The 21,697-nt window shown below is 73.5% G+C and carries 4 protein-coding genes (1 of these 4 running past the window's edge); all 4 read right to left on the bottom strand.

Going from position 1 to position 21,697, the window contains the following annotated elements:
- Tightly spaced (each overlapping or abutting the next), the 4 genes in view from CG723_RS27555 to CG723_RS48710 form a layout consistent with a single transcriptional unit that may run on beyond the window.
- Positions 1 to 1,251, bottom strand: a complete 1,251-nt coding sequence (locus tag CG723_RS27555) for a hydroxymethylglutaryl-CoA synthase family protein (RefSeq protein ID WP_100596208.1) — start codon at positions 1,249 to 1,251, stop codon at positions 1 to 3.
- Entirely contained in the window at positions 1,248 to 1,508 is a 261-nt protein-coding gene (locus CG723_RS27560; protein WP_100596209.1) for an acyl carrier protein, read from the bottom strand. The genes CG723_RS27555 and CG723_RS27560 overlap by 4 nt, the downstream gene beginning before the upstream one ends.
- Positions 1,505 to 2,464 carry an LnmK family bifunctional acyltransferase/decarboxylase gene (locus tag CG723_RS27565; RefSeq protein ID WP_100596210.1) on the bottom strand — a complete coding sequence of 320 codons (960 nt, stop codon included), beginning with the start codon at positions 2,462 to 2,464 and terminating at the stop codon, positions 1,505 to 1,507. The genes CG723_RS27560 and CG723_RS27565 overlap by 4 nt, the downstream gene beginning before the upstream one ends.
- Positions 2,461 to 21,697, bottom strand: the 3' portion of a protein-coding gene (locus CG723_RS48710; protein ID WP_159032556.1) for an SDR family NAD(P)-dependent oxidoreductase. The gene runs 2,816 nt beyond the window's last position; the window shows 19,237 of its 22,053 coding nt (coding positions 2,817-22,053); its start codon lies off the right edge, out of view — the gene reads right to left on this strand; it ends in the stop codon at positions 2,461 to 2,463. The genes CG723_RS27565 and CG723_RS48710 overlap by 4 nt, the downstream gene beginning before the upstream one ends.

The following is a 21,697-nucleotide window of genomic DNA, read 5'->3' on the forward strand; positions in this document are numbered from 1 at the left end:
TCAGCGCCACGCGTACTGGCGGTGGTAGTCCTTGACGCCGGTGAAGGTGAGGATCTCCGGGCGGTCGCCGACCCGGTCGAGCAGCGGCTCCCATTCGGCCGGGTCCACGGTGCGGTTCTCGACCGGCACCAGGCACTCGAGGTTGTGCTCGAGGACCGCCAGGTACTCGTCGAAGGTGATCCGGGCCCGGGCTTCGAGACGCTTGCCGATGCCCTGTTCGGCGACGGTCGCGGCGGACTGCTCGTCGACGATTCCGCTGAAGAACTCCGACGAGCAGCCGGAGCCGTACGAGAACAGGCCCACCCGGCTCGGCGCGGTCACCACACCGGAGTCGAGCAGGCTGGCCAGGGCCAGATACACCGACCCGGAGCACAGGTTGCCGACCGCGCCCGGGTAGATCAGGGACGGGGCGACGCGGCGGGCGAAGTCCTCGTCGATCCGCGGCCCGGTGACGCCCTGCTCGCGCATCATCTTGCGGTGCCCGGCCTTGACCAGGCCGGCGAACGGGGTGTGCATGACGAGATGGTCGAAGTCGCGGGTGAAGTCCACATCGGTCACGCGTGCGGCGTAGTCCGCGTACGCGTTCTTCAGGCAGTCGAGATACGCGAAGAGCGAGCGGTCGACATCGGCGATGTCGAAGCGCGGCGACGGCCGGGCCGAGTCGAGGGTCTCGTAGCTGTAGTTGCCGAACGCGCCGAGGTCCATGGCGAGGACGCGGGGCCGGTCGCTCAGGAGCATGGCCGCGGCGCCGTGCCCTGCCGCGGGCTCGGAGTACTCGGCCTTCTCGTCCACCACCGCCACATCCGTGGCGATGACCAGGGCCTTCGCCCCGGGCGAGATCCCGGAGGCCAGATAGCCGACCGCGGTCTGCACGGCCGCGGTCGCGCCGAAACAGGCCTGCTTGACCTCGATGAGGCGGCAGTGCCGGTTCAGGCCCAGGTACTTGTGGACGTACGACGTGAGGGACTTGCTGTAGTCGACCCCCGACTCGGTGGACGTCACCACCAGCTCGATCCGGGCGCGCTCCTCGGGCGGCAGGGCCTCGATGAGGGGGCGGGCGGCGTTCACGGCGTTGGTGACGGGGTCCTCGATGGGCAGGCCGATGGAGCGCTCGGACATCATGAGGTTGTCGAGGCGCTCGGGGTCGAGGCCGCGGCCCGCGAAGAGGTCCGCGGCGGTGAGGCGGGCCAGACCGCACCACACGTTCAAGGCCTCGATGCCATAGGCCTGTCCGGCACCGGTCGCGGTCATCGCGGGGCTCCGCTCAGAAAGTCGATGAGGCTGTCGATGTCGGGCAGGTCGCTGAAGTCGGACATCGGGGCGTCCACCCGGGTGCGGTCGAGGAGGGCCGCGATGATCTCGACCCGGTCCACGGAGTCGGCCCCCAGGTCCTTCAAGTGCCGCTTTCCGCCGATGAGTTGAGGGTCGACACCGGGCAGGATCTCGGTGACGACCTCGACGACGAGCCGGGCCGTCCGTGCCCGCACATCCAGTGGTGCCTGGGTCATGCTTCCCCCTTCGGGTCGTGAGCGTCGTGCTGGGTGTGCAGCGTGCTGACGGCGATGACGCGGCCGCTGTCGCGGTCGCTGATGACGACGTCGACGAGTTCCTCGCCGGGCGTCTCGGTGCTGACCCGGACGCGGGCGCCGAGGGTCAGGACCGAGTCCAGGTCGGCGTTGCCGAGGTAGCACATCTGCTGGTCGACCACGACCCGGCGCAGGAACGCCCGGTCGGAGCGGCCGAGCCGGCGCCACAGGGCGAGCGCGGCCTTGTCGACCATGGAGAAGTACGAGGCGAAGTAGAGGAGTCCGACGCCATTGACGTCACGGACGATGTCCACCGGGTGCTCGACCTCGACGGTGTCGGGCAGCAGACGGAAACCGGGCTCGTCCAGGGCGCGGAAGGTGTGCGCGGTGCGTGCCTCGCGGTACACGGCGCGCGGCGAGTACGCGGCCGGCAGCTGCGGCAGCCCGTCATTGCGGAACCCGGGCGGCGAGGACTTCACCAGGTCCTCGTTGCTGCCCGGCGCGGAGCGGGTCACCCAGCGGTTGAAGTTCTCCACGTACAGGGACCCGTCCCGCGGCCGCTCGTAGAACTCATGCAGATCCAGAGGGCGTTGGGCGTCCTCGTCGGCCGCCCGGTCGATGCGGTGCAGCGTGAGCACCGACTCGGTGCCCTGGTCGTAGCAGCCCGAGGTCACGGTGAGGCGGTCACCGAAGGTGAGGGAGCCGGGGTGCAACTCCCGTCCGCCGCGCACCCGGAAGTAGTAGAACGCCAGATAGGTGGGGTTGCCCGAGGCGTCGCGGGCCGCGAACACATCGGTGTCGCACTGTGCGCTGACGGTCTCCCAGGTCCAGTCGCCGAGCTGGCCGACGAACAGCGAGCCGGGGCCGCACATGCCGGGCCGCACCGTGACGGCCTGTTTGATCTCGGGCCTGACGTCGAGCGACGAGGTGATGGTCATGCCGGGTGCTCCTCGAGGAAGGCGGACAGGACGGCGTTGAACTCCTCCGAGCTCGACAGGCTCGGGAAGTGCCCGGCGTCGGGCACCTCGTGGTAGCGGGCGTCGGGAATGGCACCGTGCAGCAGGTGCGCCGTCTTCTGCGGAATGACCGTGTCGTGCCGGCCCTGCACGATCAGCGTGGGCACGGCGATGTCGCCGAGCCGGCCGAGCAGGTCGGGCGCGGCGGCGAACACGTCGAGGTAGCGCAGGCCGGTCTGCGGGTCCATGCTTTCGCAGCGCAGCAGAAGCCGCTCGAAGCGGGCGCGTTCACGGTCCAGCCGCGACGAACCGCTGAGTGACTGGACCTGGTCGAAGTCCTCCTTGGCCACCAGGGCGAGCCGGTTGACCTCTCCGGCCCGGTTGCCGAGCTTGTACGAGCTGCCGATCAGGGTCAGTGACGCGGTGGACTCCGGGTGGCGCAGGGCGAACGTCTGGGCGGTGATCCCGCCGAAGGAGGCGCCCGCCACGTGCACGGGACCCTGGACGCCGAGCCTGCGCAGTGCCCGCAGGCACAGATCCGCGATGCCCTCGTAGCCGAGCTCCTCGCACGCGGTGGTGTCACCCACCCCCGGGTGGTGCACCACGATCACCCGGTAGCGCTCGCTGAGCGCCGCGAACTGGGGGCCGAACAGCCCGGCGCCGATGTTGAAGGGAAGCATCATGAGCAGCGCCGGGCCCGCGCCCGCCGTGAACACCTCGACGTCGCCGCCGCCGTCGCCTGCGGGCAGCCGCAGCAGCACCCGCTCGACACCCGGGTGGTGCTCGCGCAGCACCGCCCAGTTGTCGTTCTCGGCGGTGTGGCCCTCGGCCATCGCCTCCCGGATGTCGTCGGGCACCTGCTCCACCGGGTGGTACGACGCGAGGGCGGCGGGCCCGTCGGAGGCGGCGAGCAGCAGCTCCGGGATCTGCTGCGGGGCGCCGAACAGCGCCGTGAGCCGGGTGGTGAGTTCGTCGGTCTCCCGCTGCCCGAGCCCGACCGGCAGCGCGAGGCGCACCAGGGACGAGGTGCCGGGACCGTCGTCCAGGTGGGCGGCGGCACGGATGCCGGTGTGCAGATACAGCCAGGCGAGGAAGGCGGGCACCGGGTGCTCATGGCCGCGCAGCGCGGGCAGGCGCGCCGTGTCGAGGAGCACGCAGTGCGTGCCGGTGCCCGGGGCGACCGGGGCGCCGGCCGCGGCGAGGGCCTGCCGCAGGTCCGCCACGCGCCGTACCCGTTCGCCGGTCGCCGTCGCGGCCCAGTCGAGGTCGTCGAGCGCGGCGGTCGCGAGCGCGCGGGTGGCACGGCCCGCCTCCGGGCCGCGCAGCGCGATCCGCTCCCTCAGGTGGTGGGCGACGGTCGGGTCGTCGGTGGCGACGATCCCGCCGGTGTCCACGCCGAAGTCCTTGGAGAGGCTGATGGTGACGCTGTCGGCGAGGGAGAGCAGCTCGCGCGCCACGTCGAGCGGATCGCGGCCCGTCTGCCCCGGCTCGTGCGCGGCGATCAGCGCGGCGTTGTCCAGGACACGGGTGGCGTCCAGGACGAGCTGCAGGCCGTGCCGGTCGGCGGTCTCCCGGATGCCGGTGAGGTTGTGCAGGCTGAGCGCGGCCCCGCCCTGCGCGTTGTTGCTGACCTCCACGCACAGGAAGGCGATCCGGCCCGCGTGTTCGGTGAGCAGCCCGTTCAGGTGGCCGAGGTCGAGGTCGCCGCGGAAGACACCGTCGTCCGCGCTGGCCGCGCGACGGGCCGCGACGGGCGTGAACCCGTGGTCGAGGTGGCTGAAGTACCAGGTCGGGAACAGCGAGTTGTGCACCACGACGCCCTGCTGCGGCCAGGCCCGGCACAGCGCCGCTTCCGCGGCCCGCCCGGACGTGGTGGCCACGACACACGAGAACGGCAGCAGATCGAGCCCTTCGAGCGTCTGGCCCACGGGACGCCCGGCGGCCCTGGCGTGCAGCCGCGCCGTCCGGGAGTGCACGAAGGGGCGGTCGAGTTCGGCCCAGGAGTCGGTGATCAGGTCGAACTCGACGTCGCCGGAGGCCAGATGGAGCGCGTTCCAGCCGTGGTCCGCCAGCTGCCGCTCACGGCGACGGGCGTCGGCGGGCACCTCGGTCGCCTGGACCGCGACGGCCGCCGGCGGAGCGGTGGCGGGCTTCGGCCGGGCGGCCGGGGCCTGCCCGGGAGCGAGGGCCTGCCGCAGAGCCGGGGCTGCGGTCACCTGCCGCGGAGCCGGTGCTGCAGGGGCCTGCCGCGGAGTCGGCGCCGCCGGCGCGGTCGGGGCCGTGGTGGCGCGGTCGCCGCCCACCTCCGGGTTGGCGATCATCAGGATCAGCCGGGAGACATCGGTGCGCTCCGCGTCCGCGGGCTGGCACAGATACAGCGGCAGATTCTCCGTACGGAACTTGTTCTTGAAACGCAGGTTGCCGTCACCGGTGAAGATGCCGCGCGAGCGCAGCTCGGTGAGGGCGGCCTCGGCCTCCGGCGCGGCGTTGGGCGACTCGCAGACCTTGGCGCCGAAGCTGCCGCCGAAGCTGAAGACGGTGCAGCCCTCCGCCGCCGTCCGCTCGATGATCTGCACGACGGTGTGGTCGAGGCTGCCGAGCGGCGCGTCCTCGGGATAGAACTCGAGGTCGAGCAGATAGCCGTCCTCGGAGGGAATCTTGGTGACGATGACGGCGCTGACCATCCGGTCGTCCAGATAGGTGAGGAACATCCGGTGCCGTGCGGCGAGAATGCCGCGGCCGATCTCGTCCCGGACAGTCGAGACGTACGGGTTCACCATCTCCTTGGCCGCCGACCACCGGTCGATCAGCGTGGTGATCTCCTGGTCGGTACGCGGGTCGGAGCCGACGGTGTACTCCTCGGTCCGGCACGTGCCGGCCTTCTCGAACTTGCGGACCGCGTAGCGAAGCCGCTGCATCCGGCCGCCCTCGAGGCTGAAGTCCTTGATCCCCTCGAGCCGTTGGAGCGCCCCGAAGGGGGTGGCGGTGAACCGGACGCCGTCCACCTCCTCCAGGCGGATCAGCGAGACGATGTTCGCGGCCAGGCCGTGCGCCTGCCCGTAGCGCACGAACTCCGTGGCCAGGGCGGGCATCTCCTCGGTCGGGCCGACGTAGCTCCAGGTGAGCATGGCGTCGTCGCGGACCGAGAAGTTGAAGTACGCCGTGCGGCCCGCGCCCAGGAAGATCAGCGGGGCGATGTCGCGGCCCGGCAGTCCGCCCTCCCGGCCGTACGCGCTCTCCAGACCGGCCACCGCCGAGGCGAGCTCCGGCTGCCCCGCGAGGGCCTTCTTCTCGACCACCAGTGCCCCGCCGGTGTACGGCTCCTGGGACGCGGCGGGCCCGGGCCGGGGCCGGTCCTGCGGCGGGGACGTCAGACGACTGGCGGCCTCCGGGCCGTGGGTCTCGGCGAGATGCGCGGCCAGCGCGCCGATCGTGGGGTGGTCGAAGAGCAGCGTCTTGCGCAGGGCGCCGAAGACCCGCTCCAGGGAGGCGACGACCCGCAGCATGTCGAAGGAGCCGAAGCCGTTGTCGACGAAGGACTTGGCGGGGTCGGCGGTGCGGCCGAGCTCACGCTCGATGACGTCCTGTACCAGGTCCTCCAGTGACGCGGAGGACTGCTGCGGTGCCTCGGCTATGACCGGCTCGGCGGCGGGAGCGGCCCCGGCGGGGCCGACCAGTGGCGCGACGAACTCGGTGAGCTTGCCGATGGTGTCGTAGTTGTAGAGCTCGGTGGCCTTCAGGTCCAGGCCGAAGGCCTCGTTGAGCGTGCGGACGAGGTCCATGCGGTAGATGGAGTCGAGGCCCAGCTCGCCGAAGGGGGCGTCGTTCTCGATCTCCTCGGACGGCATGCCCAGGATCTTGGACAGTTCACCGCGCAGCAGGCCGACGACGGTGGAGGCGGCGGCCGCCTCGGGGAGTGCCGGGGGCGGTACGTCGGCCCGGACCGGCTGCGGTGCCGTCGTGGCGGGAGCCGGAGCCGGAGCCGGCGGCGCGGGAACGGGTTCCCGAGTCGGCGCAGACGCCGTGGCACCCCCCGCACTCCTCGGCGCCGCGAGGCGGATCTTGGGACCGCGGCGCGTCGGTTGCGCCTCGCTGCGGGCTGTCATGGTGGCCTCCTTGCGTGCGGGTACGGCGGGCGCCGTCGGTCCGGCATCCGGGGTGGGGAACCAGTGGCGTGTGCGGGCGAACGGCGCCGTGGGCAGCGGGACACGTCCCGGGGCCTTCGGCCACCAGGTGTGCCACGGCACGTCGGCGCCCTCGCACCACGACTTCCGCAGCAGCGCGGGGTCCTCGTCGCTCCGCACGGAGGGAGCGTCACGGCGGGCCGTTCCGGTCGCCGCGTGGTCCGGCAGCTCCCCGGCGGCGAATGCCTCCAGGGCGCCGATCAGCTCGTCACGGTCCCGCACCCGGACGGCGAAGCGGTGCCGGTGCCCGGTCCGGCCCGTCTGCAGCGTGTAGGCGACCCGCGCCAGATCGGCCTCCGGCGTGCGGGCCAGGTGCCGGGCGAGCCGCGCCGCGTAACCCCGCAGATCGTCCGGGTCGCCGGCGGACAGCGGCACGGTGTGGGGGGCGAAGTCCTGTACGGCGGGCGCGGTCCGCGCCGGGTACGCCTCCAGCACCACATGGGCGTTGGAGCCGCCGAAGCCGAACGAGCTGACCCCGGCCCGCAGCACCTGCCTGCCGTCCGGCGTGAGGGCGGGCTCCCACGGGCGGTGGCGGTCGTTGACCGTGAACGGCGTGCCGTCGAGCCGCAGATACGGGCTGAGCCGGCGCAGATGCAGGCTCGCGGGCAGCGCGCGGTGGCGCATGCTCTGCACCACCTTGAGGACGCCCGCGATCCCGGAGGCCGTCTCCAGGTGACCGATGTTGGTCTTCACCGCGCCGATGGCGATCCGCCCGGTGTCCGGCACGGCCTCGCCGCGCTCCTCGTGCAGTGTCGTGAACGCCTTCTTCAGGCCCTCGATCTCGATCGGGTCGCCGAGCCGGGTACCGGTGCCGTGTGCCTCGATGTACGTGATGGTGTCCGGTTCCACCCCCGCCTCGCGCACGGCGGCGGCCACGACCCTGGCCTGGGACTCGGGGTTGGGCGCGGTCAGGGAGTTGCTGCGGCCGCCGTGGTTGACGGCGGTGCCCTTGACCACCGCGTAGATGTGGTCCCCGTCGGCCTCGGCCCGGGCCAGCGGCTTCAGGAGGACCGCGCCGACGCCCTCACCGCGGACATAGCCGTCGGCGTCGGCGTCGAAGGTCTTGCAGCGGCCGTCCGGGCTGAGCATGCCCGACTGGGTGAAGGACTCCAGCAGACCCGGGGTCAGGATGACGTTGACGCCGCCCGCGACGGCCAGCTCGCACTCGCCGTCCTGGATGGCGCGCAGGGCGCGGTGGATCGCGACCAGGGAGCTGGAACAGGCGGTGTCGACGGCCTCGCTGGGACCGTTGAGGTCGAACAGGTACGAGACCCGGTTGGCGAGGACGGAGTGGGCGATCCCGGTGGCGGTGTGCGCCTGTACCGCGACGCCGTTCTCCTTGAGCAGGTCGTCGTAGTCATGGGTGGCGACCCCGACGAAGAGGCCGCACGGGGCGCCCGCGAGGTCGGCCGGACGGTAGCCCGCGTCCTCGAACACCCGCCACGCGGTCTGCAGGAAGAGCCGCTGCTGCGGGTCCATCAGGGCGGCCTCGTTGGGCGAGATGCCGAAGAGGCGGGCATCGAAGGTGTCGACGGAGTCGAGGAAGCCGCCGCGCAGCTCGCGGGTGGCCGGGTTGGCGCGGATCGCGGTGCGGTCCTGCGGCACCGGCCGCACCAGGTCGACGCCGCCCGCGAGGTGCTCCCAGAACTCGTCGGCGTCCGCCGAGCCGGGGAACACCCCGGCGATCCCGATGACGGCGATCTCGGCGCGGCCGGCCGGTGCGGGTGCGGGTGCGGGTGCCGGTGCGGGTGCTGGTGAGGTGGTCACTGCGGTCACGGTCGGGACCGATGGCGCAGGAGACGCGGGGACGACCGGTGACGCGGGTGCCGGTGCGGGTGTGCCGTCGGACAGGGCCGGCTCGTCGCGTACTTCCGTGCGCTCGGCCGGGCTGTCCGGCGCGTAGTGCAGGGCCAGTTCCGCGGCGTGGTGCTGCGTCAGGTACTCCGCGAACGAGACCAGGTCGGGGCACTCGAACAGGACCGTGGGCAGCAGGTCGAGGCCGAAGCGTTCGTTGACCTTGTTGACCAGCTCGGTGAGCGTGATCGAGTCGAATCCCAGCTCCAGCAGTTCGGCCGCCACGTCGACCTCCGAGGGGTCCACGAGCAGGAACCCGGAGGCCAGCACCCGCGCCTCGTGCTCCACGAGCTCCCGCAGTGCCGCCACGTCCATGGCGGGCGACTCCTGCCGCGAGGCAGCGGGCCGCGGCGCTGTGGCCGGGGCCGCCGCCTCGCGCCGTACCAGCGACTCCACCACGCACAGGGCGGGCAGTTCGCAGGCGAGTCCCCGGACGAAGGCCTCAAGACCCGCGTGGGTGCTCAGCGGCACCATGTCCCAGGTGCGGGCGAACATCTCGCGGGTGGCGTCGTCCACCGTCATCCCGCCGTCGGCCCACAGCGGCCAGCCGATCGACAGGCTGCGCCCGGACCGCAGCCCGGCCGCGCGCATGCCGTCGCGGCGGGCGGCGAAGGCGTTGAGAAACGCGTTCGCGTACGCGTAGTCGGCCTGCCCCAGGTTGCCCGACTCGCCGGACATCGAGGAGAACAGGACGAAGAAGTCCAGCGGCTGGTCCGCGGTCGCCGCGTCCAGGTGCACGGTCCCGGACACCTTCGGCGCGAGGACCTCGTCGAGCTCCCGCGCCGTCTTCTTCACCGCCCGGGCGTCCCGGGTCACGCCCGCGGAGTGCAGCACACCGCGCAGCGGCCCGAACTCGGCGCTGACGGACGCCACCAGGCGTTCCACGGACGCCGCGTCCCGCAGGTCGGCGGGCCGGTGCAGCACCCGCGCCCCGTCGCCGTTCAGCTCGGCGATGCGGCGGGCGGCATCGTCGCCCGGCTGCGAGCGGCCGGCCAGCACGATCGTGGCGTCGTCCGGGGCCCGCCCGGCCAGGTAGGCCGCGAAGTGCAGGCCGAGCGCGCCCGCGCCGCCGGTGATCAGATAGGTGCCGCCCGCCCGCGGCGCGAAGTCGCACAGGCCGGCGGCCGGCGGCTCGAACGGTTCCAGGTTCTTCTCGCTGCGGCCACCGTCGGCGGCGTAGGAGACCTCGACGGCGCCCGGCCGCGCGGCGCGCAGTTCGGCGACGACCGCGTCCGTGCCTACGCCGCCCGCGGGCAGCTCCACGCGTACGCCGCTGAACCTGCTGTGCTCGAGGCCGAGGGTGCGCAGCGTGGCGCCGACCGCGATGTGCAGGGGCTCGGCGCCCTGTGCACCCGCGCGGTGGGCGAACACGACGCGCAGGCCGGGGCGTTCGGGCCTGCCCAGCACGGCCACCGCGGACCACAGGACGAACGGCAGGACCGACTCGCCGTTGTCGACACCCTGGTGGTGGATGTCGGTCTCCGCTTCGTCGGCCAGGTGTACGACGGCATCCGGCAGCAGCCCGCGCCCCGCGAGGTCTTCGATCAGCCGGGTGTGCTCGGCCGGGTCGGTGCCGCGCAGGGTGTACGCGGCGTGGGGGCCGGCGTCGCTGCGGGCGAAGGCCGGGCCGTCGGACGCGCACACCACGGTGCTGCCCGCGGCCGTCAACTGCCCGGCGAGTTCCTGGCGTTGGGGCGTCTCGGCGCCGCACAGGAGCACGGTGCCCGGCGCCTGCCGGCCGGCGGGCAGAGGCGCGGGCGTCCATACCGGTGCCAGGTAGCGGGTACGGGTCTCGGGCGCGCCGCCTGCTGCGCGCGGGGCGATCTCCAGGCCGTCCACGGCCTGCAGGACCCGCCCGGTGCCGTCGGTGAGCCGGATGTCGAACCGGCGCCGGCCGCCCGTCCCGCCCTCGGCCGTGACCTCCCTGACGTAGGCCCAGCTGTCCGCGGGCAGCGCGCCATGGGCCCGTATCTCCCCCATGCCGACGGGCAGATACGACTCGTCAGCCGCGCACAGGCTCGACACCGCTTGCAGCGCGCCGTCGAGGAGCGCGGGGTGCAGGGCGTGGGCGGGGCCGACGCGGCGCATCAGGCGGCTCAGGCTCAGGCGGGCCAGACACTCACCGGTGCCCGTCCACAGGTCCGCGACGGTGCGCAGGGGGCGGCCGTACTCCAGGCCCGCGCGGGCGAACGCGTCGTAGAACTCGCAGGGGTCGGGGCGCCCGGTGCTGCGGTCCCGCACGGCGGCCAGGTCGATGCCGGCGTCGTCGGCGCAGGGGCCCTCGGTGAGGGTTCCCCGGGCGACGGTGGTGCCGGACGGGCCGCCCGCGGTGATCCGGAACGCGGTCCCGGTGCCGTCGTCGGTGAAGCCGACCGTCACCCGGTCGGTCCCGGCGTCCAGGTCGACGGGCGTCAGCCAGCGCACGGAGCCGAGCCGGAAGGGGAATTCGGCCCCCGCGGAGCCGTCCGCGCCCGGACAGGCCTCGCGGGCCACTTCCAGCAGCGACACCCCGGGCACCCAGCGGGCACCGGAGATCCGGTGATGCGCCGCGAGGGCGAGCGCCGGGTGGGTGGCCCCGCGCTCGGCCGTGACGTCGGCCGCGGGCCCGCCTTCGTCGCGATCGTTGTCCTCGACCGGCTGCACGAGGTCGGGCACCGGGACGGGGCGTTCTGCGGCTACGGGTTCGGGGCCGGCCGGCTCCGGGGAGGGGAGACGGGTCGCGGCCGGTTCGGGGGCGGCCGGCTCCGAACCGGACAGCGGCTCCTCGGCCGGACGGCCGCCGCTCGCAAGTTCCGGCGCCAGACGGTGCGGGTCGGAGGTGATCCAGTGGCGGCTGCGGTTGAAGGGATACGTCGGGAACGCGACCTTGCGGACCAGGCGTCCCGCGTCCGCCGTACGCCAGTCGACCCGGCCTCCGAGCGTCCAGTGCTCCACGGCGTCCGCCCAGTGGCGCCCGGCCAGGGCGGCGGCGAGTTCCTGGGCACCGAGCCCGCTGCCGGCCCCACCCTTGCGGGCCGTGCCGGTGGTCACGCCCTCGCCCGCCACCCCGGTCGCGGCGAACTCCCGCAGCCGGGTGGCGAGTTGTACGTGCGATGCGGCCGTCACCGCGAGGCGCTCGGGCAGCTCGCGCCGCCCCACCCTGCTCGTGTGCGCCAGGTCGGCGAGCCGGACACGCGCGCCTTCGGGACCGGCCACGAAGTCGGCGACACGCCCCGCGTGCCGGGCGAGGGTTTCGCGGTCGAGCGCCGAGAGCACGAACAGCTCCGGCTCCTCGGCACCCGCGGCGCCCATGGTGTCCTCGGCGTCCCGCGGGTCCTGGCCGCTGTACTCCTCCAGGATCATGTGTACGTTCGCTCCTCCCGCTCCGAACGAGCTGATGCCGGCCCGCCTCGGCCAGCTGCGCTCCGCGCCGTCCACACCGGCGACCGGGCGGTCCCAGGGCTCGGCGGTGCGCTGCGGCCCGAACGGCGAACCCGCGAAATCGATCTTCGGGTTGAGACGGTCCAGATGGATGGTGGGCGCCAGAGCGCGGTGCTTGAGCTGGAGCAGCACCTTCGTCACGGCGGCGATACCGGCCGCGCCCTCCAGGTGGCCGATGTTGGACTTCACCGATCCGACGGCGCAGTAGCCGTCGTCGGTGGCGCCCGCGGCGCGGAACGCCTTGGTCAGACCGCCCAGTTCGATGGGGTCGCCGAGCGCCGTGCCGGTGCCGTGGGCCTCCACGTACGACACGGTCCGGGGGTGTACGCCGGACCGGCGCAGTGTCCGCTCCACGAGCCGGGCCTGGGCGTTGGGGTTGGGCACGGTGTAACCGCTGACCTTGCCGCCCGCGTTGCTGAACGCGCCCTTGACGACCCCCCAGATGGTGTCGCCGTCGGCCTCGGCCTGCGCGAGCGGCTTGAGGAGCACCGCGCCCGCGCCCTCGCCGGGGACGAATCCGTCGGCGCCGTCGTCGAAGACCCGGCAGGCGTCGGCGGCGGAGAGCATGTTGCGGGCGCACAGGGCCGCGAAGTGGGCCGGGTGCAGGATCAGGTTCGTACCGCCCGCGATCGCCATCCGGCTCTCACCGCGGCGCAGGCTCTCGCAGGCCAGTTGGATGGCGCTGAGCGCGGACGAGCAGGCGGAGTCGACGGCGAGGCTCGGGCCCTGCAGGTCGAACGTGTAGGAGACACGGTTGGCCATCGACCAGTACGCGGAGTGGCCGGTGGCGTAGCGGCCCTCGGGCCAGTCGGTGGCCGCCGCGAGGAGGCCGTACTCGCCGTACATCAGCCCGGCGAAGACACCGGTCTGCGGTTCGTGCGTGTACGTGCCGAGGTATCCGGCCGTCTCCAGGAGCTCCCAGCAGCTCTCCAGGAACAGCCGTTCCTGCGGGTCGATGTCGGCCGCGTCGCGCGGCAGGATGCCGAAGAGCGGGGCGTCGAACATCTCGATGTCCTCGAGGAAGCCGCCCCAGCGGCTGTAGCTGCGGTGCTTGCGGCTCTTGTCCGGGTCGAAGTTGCGGCGCCAGTCCCAGCGTTCGGACGGGATCTCGGTGATGCAGCTGCGGCCCTCGGAGAGATTGCGCCAGAACGCCTCCAGGTCGGGGGACTGGGGGTAGCGGCCCACGACACCGATGACGGCGATGTCGAGAGGATCCGCGGGGTCGTCGCCGGCCGGGGTCCGCACTGCTGCTGCTGGCTCGGGCTCGGGCTCGGACTCGGGTTCCCGGACGTCGACGGGGACGGAAACGGGGACGGGGACGGAGGCGGGGACATCGACGGAAACGGGGGCGGGGACGGGAGCCGAGGGCTGGGCCTGGGCCGCCGCCGGCGGAGCCCCGCCCACGACCCGGGCGAGCCGCTCCCCGTGCTCGGCGCTCAGGTACTCCGCGATGCTGTCGATGCTCGTGTACTCGAAGAGCAGGGTCTGCGGCAGATCGCCCAGGTCCTGCTCGAGGCGGTCGACGATGTTGAGGCTCACCAGCGAGTCGACCCCGAAGTTCTCGAGGGTCACCGCCGGATCCAGGTCCTCGGCACGGTACTTGAGCACCTCGGCGAACACGCCGGTCACATAGGACCGCACGGACTCGGGCGACTGCTCGTCCGCCGCACCGTCCGGCGACGCGTCGCCGGAGTCCTCGACGGGCCGCTCCGCCACGACCAGGGACTGCTCCAGCTCGTCGGCGGGTACGCCCGGCAGACCGCCGGTGCGCACGGTGCGCAGCCCGGCCGCCGCCGCGCTCTGCCGCCACTGGACCGGGGCGAGCAGCGGTGAGTGCGGCAGCCTGCACTGTGCGTCCTCGTACATCCACCAGCCGGTCGTCAGACCGAACGTGAGCGTGAGGAACTCGGAGAAGCGGGTGATCTCGTTGACGAGGACCAGTCCGCCCGGCCGCAGCAGGGTGCGGATGTTGCGCAGGGTGCGCTCCATGTCCGGCGTGGCGTGCAGCACATGGGTGCCGAGCACCACGTCGTACGAGGCGGCCTCGATGCCCTGCTCCACCGGGTCGCGGGAGATGTCGAGGGTGTGGAAGGCCAGTTGCGGATAGGTGGGGCCGAACTCCCGCTCGCCGTGGCGCAGGAAGGCCGGGGAGATGTCGGTGTAGCAGTAGTGGGCCCCGGCGTCCGCGGCGGCCAGGGCGGCCAGCACGGTACGGGAGCTGGCTCCCGTACCCGCCCCGATCTCCAGGACCCGGACCGGGCGGCCTTCCTGGGCGCGCACGCGGCGGGCGGCGTCGGCCACCTCGTCGGCGAGCAGCCGGTTGTAGTGGTCGGCGATGGGCTGGCCCTTGTAGATGGGCTCGACCAGGGCCACGGAGCCCTTCGGGAACAGCACGTCCATCGGGTTCCTGCGGCCCGCGAGGACCTCTCCCAGGGCGCCGAGGGTGCGTTCCAGAAGAGTGACGTGACCGCTCATCTCCGGGTAGAGCGCGGCGACTTCGGCGCCCTCCACGCGGGCCCCCGGCGCCGCCGACGGCTCGGCGAACGTGAGGGTGTCCGCGTCGCCCGTCACCGCTCCGCTGGACCGCAGGATGCTCAGGGCGGCGTCGAAGAGGCGGCGGTGCCGGCGGACCACGCCGAGCCGGGAGGCGAGTTCGTCGGCCGTGATCCTCTCGCCGGGCCGGGGCACGCCGTCCAAGCGCGGGAAGGTGCGGCGCAGCAGATCGCGGCTGAACGCCTCGACCGCGGCGAACGCCTCCTGCGCCCGGGCGAACACTTCCTCGTCACCGCCCTGGACGGCGGCGCCGGACACCACCTCGGCCGCGGGGGACGCGGCCACGGCGCCCCGGACCTGGTCCTGCGTGGGGGCAGGGGCCGGGGCGATGACCCGGGTGAGCTGCTCGCCGTGTTCCTGGCGGAAGTACCCGGCGACCTGGTCGATCGTCATGTACTCGAAGAGCAGGGTCTGCGGCAGGTCACCCAGGTCCTGCTCGAAGCGGTCGACGATGTTGAGGCTCACCAGGGAGTCCACGCCGAACGTCTCGAAGGTGGCCTCCGGGTCGAGCGCCGCGCTCTCGTACTTGAGGACCTCCGCGAACACCCCGGCGACGTAGGACCGCACGGCCTCGGCCGACAGTCCGTCCGCACCGGCAGCCACCGGGTCCGGGACCGCGACCTGGGCCGGGGCCGGGGTCCGCGTGGCCGGGCCGGTCGCGGCACTCGGCGCGAGCGGCGACGTACGGGCCGGCCCCTCGCCCTCGGGCGTACCCGCGACCCGGATGCCCATGGCGGGCAGCGCCGCGCGGTCCGCCTTCATCGCGAGGGTCTGCGGCAGCCGCCCTGCGATGATCCGGCGCAGTACCGCCATGCCCTCGGCAGGTTCGACGGAGCCGACGCCGAGACGGGCGAAGGCCGCCCGCATCCGGTCGTCGGCGACCGCGCCGACGCTGCCCCAGAAGCCCCAGTTGACGACGGACACCGGGTAGTCGTGCCGCCGGTCGAGCCACTGGACGTAGGCGTCCTCGAAGGTGCTCGCGGCCGCGTAGTTGGCCTGACCGCCCGCCTCCACGAAGGACACCGCGGAGGAGAAGACCAGCATGAAGTCCAGCGGCTCGGCCCCGAAGACGCGGGCGAAGGCGGTGACTCCGGCGACCTTGGGCGCGAGCCCGGCGAGGAAGTCCTCCTCGTCCATGAGGGCGATGGTGCGGTCCCGCAGGTCGAGCGCCGCGTGCACGGCGCCGTCGACCTGCCCGAACCGGGCGTGTACGGAGTCGAGCCCCCGGCGCAGCGCCGCCTCGTCGGCGACGTCCGCCTGCACGTAGAGGACCTGGCCGCCCAGCGCGGCGATCTCCTCGGCCTTGGCCCGGTGTTGCGGGCCCTCGGGGCTGCGGCCGATCCACACGAGGCGGGCCCGGGCGATCCGGGCGAGCAGCCGGCTGAGCGCGAAGCCGATGCCGCCGGCGCCGCCGACGATCACATACACGCCGCCCTCGCGGAAGGGCTCCGTGCCCCGGGGCGCGGCGGGGCGCAGCGGCTCGAAGACGCGCTCCAGCCGCTCCTCGCCGCGCAGCAGCACCAGCGGTTCGGTGCCCGGCTCGGCCACGATCCGCTCGGCCGCGCGCTCGGCACCGACGGTGCCGCCGTCCGCGCCGACATCGACACAGGCGACGCTCCAGCGCGGGCACTCCGACTCGATGGCACGGGCCAGGCCGAGCACTCCGGCGGCGTGCGGACGTACGGGCTCGGTCATGTCCTCGGGGTCCGCCGGTACGGCGCCCGCAAGCACGATGCGCAGGGCGATGCGGTCACGGGCGCGGCCCGCCGCGAGCATCCGCTTGACCAGGCGGAACAGGTCAAGGGCCGTGCGGTCCGCCTCGGCGGGCCCTTCGGCGTCGCCGGTACGGGCCACGAAGTAGACGGTTTCCAGGGGCTGTTCGAGTACCGCGTACGGGTCCGGCGCCGCGTCCTGCGCGCCGGACAGTGCCACCAGGCCGCCGCCCGTACGGGCCGCGAGCGCGGCGGCCAGGGTCGTCGAGTCGGCGGTGTGGACCACCACCGTACGGCCGCCCGCGGGCGTGATGCCGGACTGCGGCAGGGGAGCGGGGCGCCACACCGGCCGGTACATCATGGAGTCGACCGGGTTGTGCTGCGCCCGCAGGGCGAGGCCCTCGTAGCGGACACAGACCCGCCCGGACCGGTCGGCCAGGCGCACCGTGTAGCGGTGCTTTCCCGCACGGACGACATGGGCGAACGCGGGGACGGCCGTCGCGTCGACGACCTCCACGGTCTCGACGGAGAACGGCACCAGGGTGGCGTCGTTGCCCCCTTCCAGAGCGGCGATGGTCTGCTGGGCGCCGTCGAGCAGGGCGGGGTGCAGGGCGAACCCGCCGCTGTCCGGGGTGGCGCGCAGCGTGCCGAGCACCTCGTCGTCACCAAAGGTGATCTTCTCCAGGACCCGGAAGGACGGGCCGTAGGCGATCCCGCCGGAACGGAAGTCGTCGTAGAACCGCTCGGCGGGAACCTCGTACGGACAGCGGGCGGCGATCTCCGCGACATCGAGGGTCTCGGGCGACGCGGCCGGGGCGGCGGTGTCCTGCGCATCGGGGCGCACCGTGAGCGAGCCACGGGAGCAGACGGTCCCGTCGTCACCGGTGGCCAGGGCGAAGCGGTACCCCTCGCCGTCCGAGGTCAGGGTGAGCCGCAGCGTGCCGGCGGCCTCGGCGTCGATCAGCCGCAGCCACTGCACGCCGTGCAGCCGCACGGTGCCGCGCAGGCCGCAGCGCCGGGCCGCGGCCACCGCGAGGTCGAGCCCGGCGGCGCCGGGCAGGACCGGCCGGTCGCCGATCCTGTGGTGGTCGAGCACCCAGTGCGCGGACGGCACCGGCACGGGGAAGCGGGCGCCGTCCGGGTCGCCGGGCACCCCGGAGACAGCACCGAGCAGGGGGTGGGGAGCCAACTGCGGTGCTGCCTCGCCCGGGAGTTCGGTGCCGGACGTGGCGGGTGCCGTGGCGGGCACGGCGGTGCGGTCGGTGTCCGGGAGTGTGATCCAGTGCCGGTCCCCGCCGAAGGGGTACGTCGGCAGCGGCACCCGGCGCGGCCGGTCCCCGTACGACAGGGACTGCCAGTCGAGGTCCTGGCCCGCGGCGTAGGCGCCGGCCAGGCGCTCCAGGGCGGCGACACGCTCGGCGGGCGAACCCGACCCGGCGCGGCCCGCGAGCTCGGCGCGGGTCTGCTCGTCCAGGTCGCCGGCCGCGGCCCCCTGACCGGTGCGGAAGCAGCCCGGGGCCTGGGCGCCGGACTGCAGCAGGCGGAGCCTGCGGCGCAGTTCGGGCACGTTCCGGGCGATCACGGCGGCCCGCACCGGGAGATGGGCGCGGCCGACGCCGAGCGTGAAGGCCAGATCGGCCGGGGTGACGCCGTCCAGGTCACTGTCGGCGAGCCGCCGCAGCAGCCGGTCGAGGGCCGCCCCGTCGCGGGCGGACACCGCGAACAGCCGCTCCTGGTCGGGCTCTTCGGGGCGGGCCTGCGGCTCGGGGGCCTGCGCGAGAACGGCGTGCGCGTTGGTGCCGCTGAAGCCGAAGCTGCTGACCGTGGCGATCCGCTGACCACCGGGACCCGGCTCCCACTCCTGGCGGTCCCGGACCACGAAGAAGGGGCTGGAGTCCAGCTCCGTCTTCGGGTTCGGGGTGTCGAAGGCGGGCGCGGGCGGCAGCTCGCGGTGGCGCAGCGCGAGCAGCGTCTTGAGCAGGCCCGCGATCCCCGCGGCCATGGTGGTGTGCCCGATGTTGGCCTTCACGGTGCCGATGCCGCAGTAGCCGCTGCGATCGGTCGAGCGGCGGAACACCTCGGTCAGGGCCCGCACTTCGATCGGGTCGCCGAGCGCGGTACCGGTGCCGTGCGCCTCCACGTACCCGATGTCGTCGGCGCCCACCGCGGCCCTGCGGTGCACGTCCGCGATGAGCGCGGCCTGCGACAGGGCGCTCGGCGCGGTGATGCCGTTGGTGCGGCCGTCGCCGTTCACCCCGGTCGCCTTGATGACGCCGTGGATGTGGTCCCCGTCGGCGACGGCCCGGTCCAGGCGCTTCAGTACGACGGCGCCCACGCCCTCGCCGAGCACGGTGCCGTCCGCCGACGCGTCGAACGGCACACAGGTGCCGCGCGGCGACAGCATCCCGACCTTGCTGGCCCTGACATGCAGCTGCGGGGTGACCATGAGGGCCACACCGCCCGCGAGGGCCATGGCGCACTCGCCGCGCCGGATGCTGTCGGCGGCCAGGTGCACGGCCACGAGCGAGGACGAACAGGCCGTGTCCACGGCCATGGTGGGTCCGTCCAGATTCAGGAAGTAGCCGATCCGGGCGGGCAGCAGCGAACTGGTGGTGCCGAGGAAGGCATGGCCGGTGTCGGCCCGTCCCGCCTCGGTGAGCAGCGTCGAGTAGTCACCGGGCGCACAGCCGACGAACACCCCGCAGGAGGTGCGGTCGTCGGCGCCGACCGCGTACCCGGCGTGCTCGAGTGCCGCCCAGGACTGCTCGAGGAACAGCCGCTGCTGGGGGTCCATCACCTCGGCCTCGAGCGGCGAGTGGTTGAAGAACGCCGCGTCGAACCGGCCCACCTCGGGCAGCATGGCCGCCCATTTGCTGTACGTCCTGTCGGGGACGAGGCGGTCGGCGTCGAAGACGGGGCCGACGTCCCAGCGCTGCGCGGGCACTTCGGTGAAGCTGTCACGCCCGGCGGCGATGTTCTCCCAGAAGGCGTCCAGGTCCTCGGCCCCGGGGAAACGCCCCGACATGCCGATGACGGCGATGTCGTCGCAGGTGTCCGGGGACATGGCCGGCTCGGGTGCCGGTGCCGGTGCCGGTGCCGGTGCCGGTGCGGGTGCGGGCAGGGCGGCGGCCTCGGGTGCCGCCGGTTGCGCGACGGCCGGAGCGGTCTGTGGCCGCGGCGCCGGGCTCTGCCGGTGCAGTTCCCTGACGCGCTCGGCGAGCCGGGGCACCGTCGGGTGGTCGAAGAGCGTCACCGGGTCCATCTCCAGGGCGAAACGTGCTCCGAGCTGCTCGACGATCTCCACGGCGCCGACCGAGTCCACGCCCATCTCGTTGAAGGACAGCCGGTGGTCGACCTCGTCCCGCTCGAGATAGAGCCGCGTCCGGACCGCGTCCACCACGGCCCACAGCACCTCCTGCGGGTCGAGTCCGGGCCGCTCCTCCCGTACCTCCGGCAGGTCTGCTTGGTCAACCGGATCCGCAGGCCCGGCAGTTGAAGCCTGCGCCGTCTCGACCGGCTCCCGGCGCTCGCCGGTCTCCTGCGCGCTGCGCCAGCCGCCGATCCAGTACGAGCGCTCGTCCAGCGGGTGTGCGGGCAGCGGTACGCGACGTGGCCGTACGCCGTCGCCGGGGTGGCAGTCGTCCCACTCCACCGCGGCCCCGTCGGCCCAGGCGCGGGCGAGCTCGGACAGCCGGCCGAGGCGGAACAGCTCGGCGGCCTGCTCAAGTCGCACAGGCTCCGTGTCGTCTTCGGCGCGGCCCGTGAACACGCCCTCGCCGGGCTCGTCGCCGTCCAGGAACGCCGCCAGCCTCCGGCGCAGCTCATCCGGTTCACCACAGACGACGGCGAGCCTGACGGCGAGCGGGGAACGCCCGACCCGCAGCGTGTGCGCGATGTCCGCGAGCGGCAGGGCGTCCGGCCGGGCGGCGAGCGCCGCGGCCAGTTCGGTGACCGACGCCTGCCCGGACAGCGGCACCCCGGCGGGCAGGCGCCCCTCGACGCGGCGGCCGAGTTCGGCGAGTGCCAGGCGGTCGACCCCGAGGTCGGCCAGGTTCTCCCGCACGTCCACGGCGTCCACGGGCACGTCCAGGAGCGCGGCCACCTCACCGGTGAGCAGCGCCGTCGCCTCGTCCGCCGAGCTCCCGACCGGGCCCGGACCGTCCAGGTGGCGCAGCTGGCGGCGTACCACCTCGCGCAGCGTCCGCTCGTCCTTGGCGGAGAACACGAACAGCTGCGGACCCGCCACAGGGGTGGCCGGCGCGGGCGGCGCGCTCTCCAGGAGGACATGGGCGTTGGAGCCACCGGCGCCGAACGCGCTCACTCCGGCGCGCAGCACCGTGCTGCCCGGTCGCGGCAGCCAAGGGGTCCGGGTCCGCTGCACGGCGAAGGGGGTGGAGGCGAAGTCGATGTGCGGGTTGGGCTGTTCGCTGTGCAGCGACGGCACCAGCTCCCGGTGGCGCATCTGGAGCAGCACCTTGGTGACGGCGGCGATACCGGCCGCGCTCTCCAGGTGCCCGATCCCGGACTTCACCGAGCCGATGGCGCAGCTGCCCGGGGCGAGCCCCGCGTCCGCGAACGCCTGCCTCAGCCCCTCGATCTCGATCGGGTCGCCCAGCGCGGTGCCGGTGCCGTGCGCCTCGATGTAGCCGACGCTGTCCGCGGCGACACCGGAGCGGTCCAGCGCGTCGGCGATCAGCGTGGCCTGCGCCGCGGGGCTCGGCACGGTGAAACCGCTGGTGCGCCCCGAGTGGTTGAGGAACGAGCCCTTGATCACCGCGTGCACGTGGTCCCCGTCGGCGAGCGCGTCGGCCAGCGGCTTGAGCAGCACCGCGCCCACGCCCTCACCGGGCACGTAGCCGTCGCCGTCCGCGCCGAAAGCGCGACAGCGCCCGTCCGTCGACAGGAATCGGCCCTGAGCGAGCTGCAGATACTTCTGCGGGTGCGCGGCGACGTTGACGCCGCCCGCGACGGCCAGTGCGCACTCGCCGCGCCGGATGCTCTCCACGGCCAGGTGCAGTGACGTCAGCGAGGACGAGCAGGCGGTGTCCACCGCCATGCTGGGCCCCGACAGATCCAGGCAGTACGAGAGCCGGTTGGCGACGGAGCAGTGCAGGGCGGTCGGTGCGACGGGCTCGGCACTGCCGTCCGTACACAACTGGTAGTGGTTCCACATGACACCGGCGAAGACCCCGACCCGGGTGCGGGCCAGTTCTTCCGGGCGGTAGCCGGCGTTCTCGACGGCCTGCCGGCCGACGGTGAGGAACAGCCGCTCCTGCGGGTCCATCAGCTCGGCCTCGCGCCGCGAGATGCCGAAGGAGGCCGCGTCGAACCGGTCGACGCCGTCGAGGAACCCGCCCCGACGCCCGTACGTGCGGCCCTCCTTGCCCCGCTCCGGGTCGTAGTACGCCGCGTGGTCCCAGCGGTTGGCGGGCACCTCGCCGACACAGTCGCGGCCCTCGGCGAGATTGCGCCAGAACGCCTCGAGGTCCTCG

It is taken from the genome of Streptomyces sp. CB01635, from assembly GCF_002803065.1.
In the GTDB taxonomy this organism is placed as follows: domain Bacteria; phylum Actinomycetota; class Actinomycetes; order Streptomycetales; family Streptomycetaceae; genus Streptomyces.

Coding starts and splice junctions, on each gene's coding strand:
- CG723_RS27565 (WP_100596210.1), bottom strand. CDS start 2,464: ATGACCATCACCTCGTCGCTCGACGTCAGGCCCGAGATCAAACAGGCC.
- CG723_RS27560 (WP_100596209.1), bottom strand. CDS start 1,508: ATGACCCAGGCACCACTGGATGTGCGGGCACGGACGGCCCGGCTCGTC.
- CG723_RS27555 (WP_100596208.1), bottom strand. CDS start 1,251: ATGACCGCGACCGGTGCCGGACAGGCCTATGGCATCGAGGCCTTGAAC.